The sequence below is a fragment of the Variovorax sp. HW608 genome (genome assembly GCF_900090195.1).
Classification (GTDB): Bacteria; Pseudomonadota; Gammaproteobacteria; order Burkholderiales; family Burkholderiaceae_C; genus Variovorax.
Genome location: NZ_LT607803.1, coordinates 5,407,056 through 5,420,144, shown reverse-complemented (window position 1 = coordinate 5,420,144; position 13,089 = coordinate 5,407,056). Strand labels below are relative to the sequence as shown.

Genomic DNA, 13,089 nt, shown 5'->3' with positions numbered 1-13,089 from the left:
GAGGTCACGATGCTTGGAGAGTTCGTCCCGCGCGAACGGGCCGCCGCGTTCGCCGCCGACGGGAAGCCGCGATCCGGCGGCTTGCTCGATTTCGATCCCGAAGCGGTCGGCAGTTCGTACAACCGCCGGCCCTTCATCGTCCGCCATCACCTGGCCGAGCATCCGCTCCTGACGCTGGAGTCGCTGTTCGCGCTGTGCCGGCGACTGCCGGAGGACTTCGTCAAGCTCCGGCGGGGCGTGATTCCCGGCAATGCCCACTTCGATTCGTCCTACGACCGCTACCGGGACGGCCTCTCGCTCGAGGAAACGCTCGCGCATTTCGAGGAATTGAAGGCCTATATCTGCATCTACAACCCGGAGCGCGATCCGACCTATCGGCCGCTCATCGCGGGCCTTCTGGCCGAAATCGGCGCCGCCATCGCGGACATCGATCCGGTCATCACCTGGTTCTCGACCTACATCTTCGTCTCGACCAGCGGCGCGGTGACGCCCTACCACATGGACCGCGAGATGAACTTCCTGCTCCAGGTGCGCGGGGACAAGGAAGTGCTGCTCTGGGACCCCGCCGACGAGGAAATCCTGAGCCCCGCGGAAAAGGACCACCTGCTCTCCGCCTTCGGCGCCTGGCGGCCGACCTACAAGCCGTCCTTCGAGTCCAAGGCGATGCACTTCGACCTCAAGCCCGGCATCGGCGTGCACCACCCGTTCATCGCGCCGCACAGGGTCCATACCCTGGACGGCCTTTCCGTTTCGCTCGCCTTCACCTTCCGCACCCTCAAGTCCGACATGGCGACCAAGGCCCACAGCTTCAACGAGATCCTGAGGCGGCTGGGCATGTCGCCGCATCCGATCGGAGAAAACGAGGCCGTGGATCACGTCAAGGCCGTCGCATCGAATGCGGTGCGGGGCCCGATCAAGCTGTGGCAGGCGCGCAGGCGGGTGATGCAATGGCCCACTCAGCCCAGCACGTAGACGTCGAAAGTCTCGTCGGAACAGCAGATCACCGGGCCGAAACTCGCGAGCTTGTGCGTCGATGAAAGGAAGTTCCGCACCTGCGCGGGGCTCGTCGTGAGCTGCCACGCATACGACTCCTTGACGGTGCGCGCCGGCGCCGCCGGATCGAGCCGTTCGCGCAGCAGGATCAGCACCGGCCGGTGGTTGGCCTCGCGCAGTTGCCTGGCCTGCCCGAGGATCTCGTCCAGGCTCAGGCTGAGCCGGGCATCGCGCGTGAAGGTGACGACATTGCCGAAGCGCTGCTCGCGCATCAGGAAGGTCGGATTGCGCAGCTTGTAATAGGGCAGCGGCTCGACCAGGTAGTCGGGGTCGGCGATGACGATCGCGTCGCCCAGTTCCGGCTTGCGCTCGATGAGTTGCGCGAGATCGCGACTGCGGCTTTCCGCCGCGCCCTCCGGCGCGATGCGCTCGAACATCAGGGCCCCGTACAGCGCCTGGATCATCAGGAGCAGGCCGAACAGCGCCACCCCCAGGACGCGAAGCCGCCCCATCCAGGGGTCCCTTTGCGCGACCTGTCGCGCCGGATCGGCTTTCGCGATCCAGTACAGGCTCATCACGAACACCAGCCAGAGCGCCTGATCCCGGTATGCACCCTTGTAGATCACCGCAAAAAGGCACGACAGGCCCAAGAGCGCCGCCAGCGCCGCGACGAGGGCAGCGGGCCTCTGGACCAGCACGAGCGTGCTGCCGGCGAGGATCAGCGACAGCAGCGCTTCCGCGACCAGGAGGAAGGTCGGCGCGGACAGCAGGCCGAGCAGCGCCCCGAGGCGCGGAAAACCCGTGAGTTCGCCGAAGGTCCCGCCCGGCAGCAGCAGGCCCTCGAGCATCGCCTTCGGGATCGACGTATCGCCCAGGTCGAGCTGCGCGAGATCGTTGGTGGTCGGAAAGACGGTGGCCGCGCAGACCGCGATGCCGGCCACCGCGATCGCCGCATTGAGCACGAAATTCCGCAGCGCCGCAGGCTCGCGCGGCTCGTCCAGCCACAGGTCGAGCAGCCAGAACAGCAGCCACGCGCCCACCAGCAGCGCCGAATGCACGTTGCAGTTGGCAAGCAGGAACAGCACGATGCCGAGCGCCACGCCACGCGCGCGGCAGCGCCGGTACAAGGCAGCGAAGACGAACATCAGCAGCATGCTGATGCCGTAGTTGCGCGCCATCACGGAGTACTCGTACAGCGGCGCGCGCCCCGCCAGGAAGACGGCGATCACCGGCAGGCTGAACGGCGAGCGAAAGGCCAGCAAGGCCACCGCTGCCAGCGCGACCACCATCGAGACGACCGGCAGCACCGCGGGCGTCGGCACCAGCGAGTGGGCCGCGCGAAGCAGCGTGTGCCACAGGCCCGGGTGCCCGTCGCCGAGCGACCGCAGCATCTCGCCGTAGCCGTCGCCCTGCAATGCCAGCGAAAGCGCCCGCATCTCGTCGCGCCAGATCACGTGCCGCATCGACAGGAAGATGGTGATGGCGGCCCAGGTCAGCACGACCCAGAGCGCCTTCGTCCGGCGATCGTCACTCATGGATGGGGACGGAGCTCGGCGGGCAAGCGCTGCCGCGGGTCTGTTCGATCGCCTTCCTGATCTTCAGGAACACCGCCCGGCTGCTGAACGGCCGCACGGAGGCGCGTACCGCATCCGGGGCCGGCAACAGCGAGCGATTGGCCACGATGGCCTGGAGCCGGCCGGCCAGTGCGTCGTAGTCGGCCACGGGATAGAGCCACCCGTTCTGCCCCGGCCGCACGATGTCCGACGGGCCGGACGGGCAATCGCTGCTGAGGCACGGAATGCCGCGCGCCATCGCCTCGATCAGCACCATCGGGAAGCCTTCGAAGGCCGAGCAGAGGACGAGCAGGTCCGCGCGCTCCAGTGCGGCCCATGGGTCGGGCTGCCAGCCCACCCAGTCGATGCGATCGGCGATGCCCAGCGCATCGGCGAGCGCCTCCAGCTTGCCGGCGTCGCCGGCGAGGGCGACCGTCCCGACGACCTGCAGTCGCCAGTCGCCCTCGACCGTTGCGAGCGCCCGCAGCAGATCGTCGGTCCGCTTCTGACCTCCCACGGTGAGGCGGCCGACGTGGACGATCCGCAGCGGCCCCTGTGCGCTGCGCGCGATCGGCGCGGTCGAATCGACGCGCGTGCCGTTGTGCACGAGATGGACGTTCTCGGGCCGGATGCCTGCGAGCCTTCGGGTCGATTCCACGATGGGCTGGCTGATGCAGATGTGGCCGTGCGCGAAGCGCAGCAGGCTGGTGCGCTGCTTGAGCGCGTCGGAGAAATGCAGCCACGCCATGACCGGCCGCTTCAGCCCCGCGAGGAACAGCGCGAGCCTCGCCAGCGGAATCGACGAGCTGTAGATGACGATGACGGCGTCCGGCCGCTGCTGGCGGCACGCGCGAACCACGGCGGGCAGGCTTTCGATGGCCTGCCGCCTCAGCGACGGCGACCCGTTCGGCATCTCGCCGTAGTCCAGCCCCTCGTGCCAGCTCCCGTCGACGGTGCTGGGGCACAACGCGAGCACCCGGACATGATCGCCATTGGCTCGCGCTTCCTGCGCGAGCGACTGCACGCAAGTCTCGATTCCACCCTGACCGCTCAAGGTCCCGACGACAACAAGAATCTCCATACGCCCATCGACCCGTCAATGTTTCGGACCGGCCAGCCTAGGCACCGCGCTTTTGCCGCTGGTGTGGGACGAGGGCGCGTCTTCACGACGCTGGAATGCCGACCTGCGCGGGCGTCGTTCAATGGCAGAACGGGACTTCCAATCAACCGATTTTCTGTTTCAACGAACAGATCAAGTGATGCCTTGCAAAATCATTTCCTCCCTTCGGACCTCCTGGCTTGAGACAGGGGCTCAGTTGAAAGCGGGTCCGTTCTCAATGGGGTCAAGGCATTCGCGATTGAAAATGCCATGACCTTGGCTCGATCACGCAGGGAACTCCGTCCGGGCGGGCTGGGATTGATTCCAAGCCTTCTGAGGTAATGGTTGGCCCGATAGACATCCGCTCGCATGGAATCTATGAATTGGAAATTCACGCTCAAGGTCACCGAGATATTGTCGTCGTTCTGCAACCAATGAGGGCAGTTGACCGGAACGTGTACGCCATTTCCAGGAACCAATTTGTACGAGCGCGCGCGGTTCTGCAGTTCGGGTCTATAGTTTGGTGCGTTGTGGTCGACCGACCAGTATCGCTCAAGCTCTTCCTCCGGAAGAACCTGCCGATCTTCACGATCGAAGACATGCAGATCCTTTTTCCCGTGAATTTGAAGAATGAAATTGCATTCACGATCTATGTGATATGCCGTCACCCGCTTCGGCGATGTCACAAAAATGATGATGTCTTCCCTGCTGATCTTGGATTCGATACCGCCGCCAACCATATCCTTGATCTCCGCGATCGCGTGCCTGTACAGCTCGGTGTAGGCGGGATCTCTTTGCGTGCTTCTGAAAATGAACCAGGCGCTTGAATCCTCGAGCTGCCTCAATGCTTTCAGTGGGGAGAACACACGACCCGTATCTTTCCATTTTTGACCGGGAGCGACGTTGCCCATGTCGTAGTAAAGATCCGATGGGCGCGTTTTCAGGGTTCGCTCCGCCAGCTCCATCAATTGGGGGAGTTGAAAGAGCGGATGCAATGCCAAATGGTGGCTGACCTCGAAACTCATCCGGTCGAAATTCTCCCGAAACACCGAAGAATTCGCTTCGATCCATTTGTCGGGCAATGTCGCATCATGCACCGCTGGAACCGTGGACATCTCCATGGGATCGCTCCTTTCAGTCTGCTCGAATCACCGGCCGCCGGCGCCGACACAGGTGGTCCACCCGTGCTGCGCGTGGTGCGGCGCAGCCAGTCGATGGGCAGGCGAGCGGCGCTGCCGGCGGCTTCCTTGATGCGGTCGGCCACCGGGTCGCGCTCGGGTCTCACAGGAACACCTTCCTCTCTCCGTGCACCCAGCAGGAAGCCTTCCGCCACCGGTGCGGAACGCTGCCCGCGCCATGCCTGCTTACACCGGTTTTCAAATTCGAGACATGTAAGACGGAATGTTTCACGCAAGCGCGAAAACGTCAATTGTCCGGGAACGCACAGGGGGCATAGAGCGGAGGCAGAGTCCAGCCGCGATCCGCAGCCGCCACCCCACGAGATCGTCTCGATCGCTCTCGATCGGATCGATGCCGGCAGTCGTGACGGAAGTCGTCCCATCGTGGACGACCACGAGGTGATGGCCATCAGGCGCCACGCTAGAATCCGCAGCCAGCGCGGGCGTAGTTCAATGGCAGAACGGCAGCTTCCCAAGCTTCATACGAGGGTTCGATTCCCTTCGCCCGCTCCAAGACTCACTCATTCCCCCCGGTCCGGGGCCCCGCCGGCGACGTTTGCCCTCCCCTGCGCGACGCATCGGCCAGATGGTCCACCAGCATGCGCGCGGCCGGCGACAGGGCCTCGATGGAGCGCACCGCCAGCACCAGTTGGCGGCTGGCCCACGCTTCGTCGAGCGACACCGTGCGAATCCCCAGTGACGACACATAGAGCCTCGCGCTCAGCCGTGGCAGGACGCCTATGCCCAGGCCTGCAGCGACCATCAGTGCCATCGCGTCGTAGGCGCTGACCTGGATGCGAAGCCGCAGCGGCTGGCCGGCCTCGCTCGCCAGGCGGTGCAGCAGCGCGTTGATCGCGCTGCCCGGATGCGCGCCGACGAATTCGTAGGCGAGCGCCTCGCGGAACCGCACCCGGCGTCGGCGTGCCAGCGCATGGCCGCGCGGCACCAGCAGCACCAGTTCATCGCTGCGGTAGGGCAGGAAGCTCAGCGACTCGCCGTAGTCGCCGGCATTGAGGATGCCGATGTCCGCCGTGCTGTCGGCCACGGCGCGCGCGATGGCGGTGCTGATGCGCTCCTGCAGGTGCACCTGCACCATCGGCGCCGCCGCCATGAAGCTGCGCAGCTCGTCCGGCAGGAACTGGGTGATGGCCGAGATGTTCGCGAACACGCGCACGTGCCCGCGCAGCCCGGCGCCGAAGCCGGCCATCTGCTCGGCGATGTCGTCGAGCCCGTAGAGCACGTTGCGCGCGAGGCCGAGCAGCGCATGCGCGGCGGGCGTGGATCGTGTGCCCCGGTTGCTGCGCTCGAACAGCATCGTGTCGAGCACGCCCTCGAGCTCGCTGATGCGCCTGCTCGCCGCCGCCGGCGCGATGTGTTCGCGCTGGGCCGCGGCGGCGATGGTGCCTTCTTCCATGACCGCCACGAAGAGGCGCAACGAGACCGGATCGAGCTTCATGCGCCGCATTAGACACCCCGGCGCGATCTGCCATCGCGTTTTGCGATGGCAGCCTCGCCAATGACTGCTTTGCGGCCCGGGCGCCCTTTTGCATCATTCGCGCACCCTCACGGACGATGCCCATGCAAGCACCCCACCCCCAACCCGGCGCCGCCTCGATCCAGGGCGCCCTCGCCGGACTGCGCGTAGTCGAAATGGGCCAGCTCATCGCCGGCCCCTTCTGCGGCAAGACGCTCGGCGATTTCGGCGCCGACGTCATCAAGATCGAACCGCCTGCCGACCCGGCGCGCCCCGCTGCGAGCGGCGGCGATCCGCTGCGCAACTGGCGCATGCTGCAGGACGGCACTTCGGTCTGGTGGCAGGTGCAGTCGCGCAACAAGCGCTCGATCGCGCTCGACCTACGCGCCAGCGAGGGCCAGGACATCGCGCGTCGGCTGATCGCCGAGGCCGACGTGCTGATCGAGAACTTCCGCCCCGGCACGCTCGAAGGCTGGGGCATGGGCTGGGAAACGCTGCAGGCGCTGAATCCGCGCCTCGTGATGCTGCGCATCTCGGGTTACGGCCAGACCGGCCCGTACCGCGACCTGCCCGGCTTCGGCGCGATCGGCGAGGCGATGGGCGGCCTGCGCCACCTGACCGGCGAACCCGGCCGCGTGCCGGTGCGCACCGGCATCTCCATCGGCGACTCGCTGGCGGCGCTGCACGGCACCATCGGCGTGCTGATGGCGCTCTACCACCGCGCGGTGCACGGCGGACCGGGGCAGGTCATCGACGTGGCGCTGCACGAAGCGGTGTTCAACGTCATGGAAAGCCTGATCCCCGAATACAGCGCCTTCGGCGCGGTGCGCGAGGCGGCCGGCAGCGCCCTGCCCGGCATCGCGCCGTCGAACGCCTACCGCTGCGCCGACGGCTACGTGCTGATCGCCGGCAACGGCGACAGCATCTTCCGCCGCCTGATGGAGGTCGTCGGCCGCCCCGAACTCGGCAGCGCGCCCGATCTGCAGAGCAACGCGGGCCGCGCGGCGCGCGTCGAGGAGATCGATGCCGCGATCGGCGAATGGACGCTGCCGCGCACCCTCCCGCAGGTGCTCTCGGCACTCGGCGAAGCGCGCGTGCCCGCAGGCCGCGTCTATACCGCGAAGGACATCCACGAGGACCCGCACTACCGCGCACGCGACATGATCCTGCGCCAGACCACGCGCGACGGCCGCGAGATCGACGTGCCGGGCATCGTGCCCAAGCTCTCGCTCACGCCGGGCACCGTGCGCACTTCGGCGCCGCACCTGGGGGACGACACCGACAGCGTTCTTTCCGAACTGGGACTGGCCGCGGGCGACATTGCGGCGCTGCGCGCGAAGGGAGCCGTGGCATGAGCCGCCCGGCCGTTCCGAAGGCGAATCCCGAAGCGCCGCTGCGCGAGGGTAGTCCAGTGAGCCGCCCGGCCGCCCGTAGGCGAATCCCGAAGCGCCGCTGCGCGAGGGTGGTCCAATGAGCAGACCGGACGCCTGGACCGGTGCACGCCGCCGCATCCACATGCAGGAAGTCGGCCCGCGCGACGGCCTGCAGAACGAGGCCGCCTACGTCGCGACGGCCGACAAGATCGCGCTGATCGATGCCCTGTCCGAAGCCGGCCTCGCGAAGATCGAGGCCACCGCCTTCGTCTCGCGTGAGGCCATCCCCGCGCTGCGCGACGCGGAGATCGTGCTGCGCGAGATCCGCCGCAAGCCGGGCATCGTCTACACCTGCCTCGTGCCCAACGTGCGCGGCGCCGAACGCGCGATCGACGCCAACGCCGACGAGCTCAACCTCGTGATGTCGTGCAGCGAGACGCACAACATCGCCAACCTGCGCATGACGCGCCGGCAGTCCTTCGACGCGCTCAGCGAGGTCATGGCGCTGGCACGGCAGGCGAAGGTGCCGGTCAACGTGTCGCTGTCATGCGTGTTCGGCTGCCCGATGGAAGGCGAGGTCGACCCTCAGGTGGTGTTCGACTGGGCCGCGCGCTTCGCCGATGCGGGCGCGCGCGGCATCACGCTCTGCGATACCACCGGCATGGCCTATCCGACGCAGGTGTCGGCGCTGGTGCGCGACTTCCGCAGCCGCTTCGGGTCGCGGGAGACCACGCTGCACTTCCACAACACGCGCGGCATGGGGCTCGCGAACGTGCTCGCCTCGATCGAGGCCGGCGCGGACCGCTTCGACGCGTCGCTGGGCGGCCTCGGCGGCTGCCCTTACGCGCCGGGCGCGAGCGGCAATGTCTGCACCGAGGAGATCGTGCATGCGCTCGAGCTCATGGACTTCGACACCGGCTGCGACCTGAAGGCCCTCATCGACGCCGCGCATCGGCTGCCCGCGCTGGTCGGCCACGACATCCCAAGCCAGATCGCCAAGGCCGGCCGGCGGCTCGATCTGCACCAGCCGCCCCAGGATTTCGCCATCTGGCGCGACCGCGCGCTCGCGCGCTGAGCCGTTCTTTTGCACGCATTCGACACAAACCAGGAGACATCGCATGACCTCGACAACCACCCACGGCCTCTCGCGCCGCGCCATCGCCGCCGGCGCCCTCGGCGCGATGGCCGTCGCGCTCGCGGGCCCGCTGCAGGCGCAGAACGCGGCCAGCGGCTACCCGAGCCGCCCTGTGATGCTGCTGGTGCCCGCCGCCGCGGGCGGCACCACCGACATCGCGGCGCGCATGCTCGGCGTGGAGCTCGGCACCGCGCTGGGCCAGACCATCGTGGTCGACAACAAGGGCGGTGCCAACGGCGCGATCGCCGCGATGGCCGTCAAGCGCGCGGAGCCCGACGGCTACACGCTGCTGATGCAGTACTCGGGCTACCACGTCATCACGCCACTGGTCAGCAAGCAGCCCGCGCAATGGCAGGCGAGCGACCTGACGCCGGTCGCCAACGTGCTGTCGGCGCCGCAGATCGTGGTGATCCGCGCCGACCTGCCGATCAGGAACATGGCCGAGCTCATCGCCTACGCCAAGGCGCACCCGGGCAAGCTCAACTACGCCTCGTCGGGCAACGGCTCGCTGCAGCACGCGACCGGCGCGATGCTCGAACAGCAGGCCGGCATCAAGCTCACGCACGTGCCGTACAAAGGCACCGGGCCCGCGCTGCAGGACCTGCTCGGCGGCACCGTCGACCTGACCTTCGGCACCGCCCCGCCCTTCGTGCCGCACATCCAGTCGGGCAAGCTGCGCGTGCTCGCCACCACCGGCAAGACGCGCCTGCCGAACCTGCCGGACGTGCCGACCACCGCAGAAGCGGGCCTGCCGAAGCTGGATGCGACCTCGTGGTTCGGCGTCTTCGCGCCGGCCAGGACGCCCAGGCCGATCATCGACAAGCTGAGCGCCGAGATCGCGAAGATCGTCGCCTCGCCCGCCTTCAGGCAGAAGGCGCAGGAGCAAGGCGCGGTGGCGGACTACATGCCGCCGCAGCAGTTCGCGGATGCGGTCAAGGCGCAGACCGCGCAGTGGGCGGAGGTGGTGAAGGCGACCGGCATCGAGGCGGACTGAGGCGCTACGCCAGGAACGGCAGCACGACCAGCGCATCCGGATCGAGCCCCGCCCGGTCGCAGATGTCGCCGGCCAGCGCCATGTAGCGCTCGGCTTCTTCCGCCTTGTCCAGATCGAGGTGCAGCGTCGCCAGGCCGTCGTAGCAGGGAAAGAGCAACTGCGGCTCGCCCGACTTCTCGGCCAGTACCAGCGCCTCCTTGTAGTAGCGCAGCGCACGCAGCGGATCGCCGTGGCACTGGTAGATCTGCGCCAGCACGACAAGCGAGACGGCCAGATGGTCGAGCTGCCCGGTGCTGCGGTCGATGCGGATCGCATCGTGGGCCGCCACCATGCCGCGTTCATCGCAGCGGTTGGTCAGGGTGCAGTAGGCCACCGCCAGATTGGCCGAGAGGCGCGATTGCAGGCCGAGGTCGCCGATGCGGTGGGCGGTCTGCAGGCCGCGCTCGCAGGCATCGATGGCACGCTGCGGATCGCTGGAGCTGTAGAGCACGCCGAGGTTCGACAGGGCCCGGCATTCCGCCTGCGGCAGATCGGCGGCGCGCGCCATGTCGATGCTCTGCTCCAGCCGCTCTACGGCCTCGCCCAGCCGGTCCAGCCGGGCCAGCGCGACGCCCTGGATGTTGAGCGCCAGCGCGACCACCGCGCGGCTCCCGTGAAGGCCCGCAGCTTCGTCGGCGGCGCCGTCGAGGCTCCGGACGTGCGCGAGCGCGCGCTCTGTCCACGCCAGCGCACCCTGGCTGTCGCCGCTGCGAAACGCCAGCTCGCCGCGCTTCTGGAACAGCCACGCGAGCTCGGGGTGCGGCGCCACCTCGTTCATCAGCGCGAGCCCCGCTTCCAGGCACCCACGCGCCTCGTCGCGCTGTCCGGACTCCCAGCGCAACGCAGCGATCTTGCGCAGCACGCGCGCCTGGGCGATCCGGTCGCCAGCGCGCGCATGCCCCTCGCGCACCGCTTCGAGATGCGCCGTCGCGTCGGCGATCCGCCCGGCCGGCGCGAGCACGTCGGCGAGCCGCTCGCGGATCTGCAGCGACTGCCCGGCCTCCCCGCTGCCGGCTTGCGCGAGCGTCTCCAGCGCGTGCTCGTAGTGGCGGATCGCGTCGGCGTTCGCGTAGCTGTTGCGCGCCCAGTCGCCCGCGGCGACGAGGTAGTGCACCGCGCGCTGCTTGTCGGCGCCGAGGCGGAAGTGATGGGCCAGCGCCTGCAGTTCCTCCAGCTGCCGGGGCGTGCCGCCGCACAGGCGCTCCAGGCCCTCGCCGATGCGGGTGTGCAGCTCGGTGCGCCGGCTCAAAAGCAGCGTCTCGTAGGCCACTTCCTGGAACAGGCCATGGCGGAAGCGGAACTGCCGATCCCGGGTTGCGGGCGCGCCGGGCGAAGGCGGCACCGTCGACAGCAGCCCGGCTTCGACGAGCGCATCCAGCGCCTCGGCCAGCGTGCGCGCGCGGGCGGTCGCGACGCCCTGCAGCAGCGCCTCGGCGAACACCGGGCCGATCACCGCCGCTTCGCGCAGCGTCTGCCGGACCGGCACCGGCAGTCGGTCGATGCGGCCCAGCAGCAGGCCATGGATGGTCAGCGGCACGTGTTCGGCCGACGCGCGCGGGCTGTAGATCCAGGCGCCCGCCTGGTGGCGCAGCACGCCGTCGGCGATCAGCGCACGCACCATCTCTTCGAGGAAGAGCGGATTGCCGCCCGCATGCTCGACGATGCGCCTGCGCAGTTCGTCGGGCAGCGTGCGCCGGGAGCTGCCGAACAGGCCGTCGAGCAGCGTGGCGCTGCAGGCCGGCGAGAGCGGCTCCAGCTCGATCCGCGTGTGGGCCGCGGCCCCGCCGGCCAGCACATCGACTTGCGGCGCCGGCCGGTGCGTGACGAGCAGCATGAAGGGCTTGCCGCCCAACTGGTCGAGCAGATAGCGCAGCACGTCGAGCGATGCCGCGTCGGCCCAGTGGAGGTCCTCCACGATCAGCATCACCGGCTCGCGCTGCAGCCGGCGCTGGACGACCGCGAGCACGGCGGAGAAGATCTGCCGCTTGAGCTGCTCCGGATCGAGATAGCGGGTGCGCGAATCGTCGCCTTCGAGGCCCAGCACGTAGCCGAGATAGGAGGCGACCAGCTCGCGCTCGTCCACGCCGAGGTCCGCGAGCGCTGCCGCGATCTTGCGTTGCGCTTCGCCCGGGGCCTCGTGCTCCGAAAGGCCGTAGGCATCGCGCAGCAGCGCCGCGGGCACGCCGTAGGTGCGCTCGCCGAGCGACGAGCAGGCGGCGGTTCGCAGCGCGACGCCGTCGAGCCTGCCGTAGGCGCGCAGTTGTGCGATGAACTCCGCCACCAGCCGGCTCTTGCCGGTGCCCGCCTCGGCGACGATGCCGACGAACTGGCACTGCCCGCCCCGCATCGCTTCGAAGGCGCCCACCAGGGCGTCGAGGTCCGCGTCCCGGCCGACGAGCGGCGTCGCGAGGCCATGCGCCTGCAGCCCGCGCGCGGCCAGCGGCGCCGCCAGCGCGGCGCCGAGCCGGTAGGCGATCACCGGCTGGCTCTTTCCCTTGAGCGGCAACGGCGGCATCTCCTCGAAGCCGAAGGCGTGCTGCGTGAGCAGCCAGGTCGAGCGGCTCACCAGCGTCTCGCCAGCGCCCGCGGCGGATTGCAGGCGCGCGGCGGCATTCACCGTGTCGCCCGTCACCGCGTAGGTGGCGGCCGGATTGGAGCCGATGCGCCCGGCCACCACCGGGCCGGTGTTGATGCCGATGTGCAGCGCCAGCGGCCGGCCGATGCGGGCCTGCCAGCGCTCGCTCAGCGCGGCGATCCGCTCGTGCAGCAGCAGCGCCGCGCTCACCGCGCGCACCGGGTCCTCGTCGTGCGCTACCGGTGCACCGAACACAGCCATCACCGCATCGCCGACGTATTTCTCGACGAAGCCGTCGAGGCGCTGGATGGAGGCGGCCATCTCGGCGAACAGCTCGGTCTGCAGCGCGCGCACCACCTCGGGGTCGAGCGATTCGCTCAGCGAGGTGAAGCCCGACAGATCCGCGAACATGACCGTGACCGGGCGGCGGTCCGATTCGGGCTCGGGGGGCGCCACCTCGAGACGCTGCCCGCACTTCGGACAGAAGGCGAACGTCGCGTCGGCGTCGAACCCGCATGCAGAGCAAGGCATCACTGATTCTCCCCCCGCCTACAATCCGGGTCCATGCGCGTTCCCGCCCCGTTCCACGCCAATCAACATGCCACCGCGACTCTTGCGGGCATGGCGGGACTGCGCCAGCCGGACGCACCCTCCTCCGCCCGGCGATCCCCTCTCC

The 13,089-nt window shown here is 68.6% G+C and carries 9 protein-coding genes and 1 tRNA gene; 5 read left to right on the top strand and 5 right to left on the bottom strand.

The window, feature by feature from the left end:
• The first annotated feature begins 9 nt into the window (after positions 1-9).
• Positions 10-972: a cupin-like domain-containing protein gene (locus VAR608DRAFT_RS25685; RefSeq protein WP_088956638.1), complete on the top strand. Its 963-nt coding sequence runs from the start codon at positions 10-12 to the stop codon at positions 970-972.
• On the opposite strand, the gene VAR608DRAFT_RS25680 is transcribed toward VAR608DRAFT_RS25685, so the two are convergent.
• From VAR608DRAFT_RS25680 to VAR608DRAFT_RS25670, 3 genes are all read right to left on the bottom strand, one after another.
• Positions 957-2,528 (bottom strand): hypothetical protein, encoded by a 1,572-nt coding sequence (locus tag VAR608DRAFT_RS25680; RefSeq protein WP_088956637.1) that lies wholly within the window; start codon positions 2,526-2,528, stop codon positions 957-959. The genes VAR608DRAFT_RS25685 and VAR608DRAFT_RS25680 overlap by 16 nt on opposite strands.
• A complete protein-coding gene (locus VAR608DRAFT_RS25675; RefSeq protein WP_088956636.1) occupies positions 2,521-3,627 on the bottom strand; it encodes a glycosyltransferase in 1,107 nt (368 codons plus the stop codon). Before VAR608DRAFT_RS25675 ends, VAR608DRAFT_RS25680 begins: the two co-directional genes overlap by 8 nt.
• Positions 3,628-3,818: 191 nt before the next feature.
• On the bottom strand, positions 3,819-4,766 hold the full coding sequence (locus VAR608DRAFT_RS25670; protein ID WP_231972961.1) for a transcriptional regulator: 948 nt from the start codon (positions 4,764-4,766) through the stop codon (positions 3,819-3,821).
• Between the two features lie 496 nt (positions 4,767-5,262).
• Here VAR608DRAFT_RS25670 and VAR608DRAFT_RS25665 point away from each other — a divergent pair.
• Positions 5,263-5,336, top strand: a tRNA-Gly gene (locus VAR608DRAFT_RS25665).
• A 4-nt stretch (positions 5,337-5,340) separates the two neighbouring features.
• Here the strand turns inward: VAR608DRAFT_RS25665 and VAR608DRAFT_RS25660 are convergent.
• Positions 5,341-6,279, bottom strand: coding sequence for a LysR family transcriptional regulator (locus tag VAR608DRAFT_RS25660; RefSeq protein ID WP_088956635.1), 939 nt, complete (start codon positions 6,277-6,279; stop codon positions 5,341-5,343).
• 122 nt (positions 6,280-6,401) lie between these two features.
• Between VAR608DRAFT_RS25660 and VAR608DRAFT_RS25655 the strand changes: the two genes are divergently transcribed.
• The 3 genes from VAR608DRAFT_RS25655 to VAR608DRAFT_RS25645 all read left to right on the top strand — a co-directional run bounded on the left by VAR608DRAFT_RS25655 (position 6,402) and on the right by VAR608DRAFT_RS25645 (position 9,799).
• Positions 6,402-7,652: a CaiB/BaiF CoA transferase family protein gene (locus VAR608DRAFT_RS25655; protein WP_088956634.1), complete on the top strand. Its 1,251-nt coding sequence runs from the start codon at positions 6,402-6,404 to the stop codon at positions 7,650-7,652.
• A 115-nt stretch (positions 7,653-7,767) separates the two neighbouring features.
• Positions 7,768-8,745 (top strand): hydroxymethylglutaryl-CoA lyase, encoded by a 978-nt coding sequence (locus tag VAR608DRAFT_RS25650; protein WP_088956633.1) that lies wholly within the window; start codon positions 7,768-7,770, stop codon positions 8,743-8,745.
• A 43-nt stretch (positions 8,746-8,788) separates the two neighbouring features.
• Positions 8,789-9,799, top strand: coding sequence for a Bug family tripartite tricarboxylate transporter substrate binding protein (locus tag VAR608DRAFT_RS25645; protein ID WP_443082890.1), 1,011 nt, complete (start codon positions 8,789-8,791; stop codon positions 9,797-9,799).
• A 4-nt stretch (positions 9,800-9,803) separates the two neighbouring features.
• Here the strand turns inward: VAR608DRAFT_RS25645 and VAR608DRAFT_RS25640 are convergent, their stop codons facing one another.
• Positions 9,804-12,944, bottom strand: a complete 3,141-nt coding sequence (locus VAR608DRAFT_RS25640; protein ID WP_088956632.1) for an adenylate/guanylate cyclase domain-containing protein — start codon at positions 12,942-12,944, stop codon at positions 9,804-9,806.
• Positions 12,945-13,089: the final 145 nt, after the last annotated feature.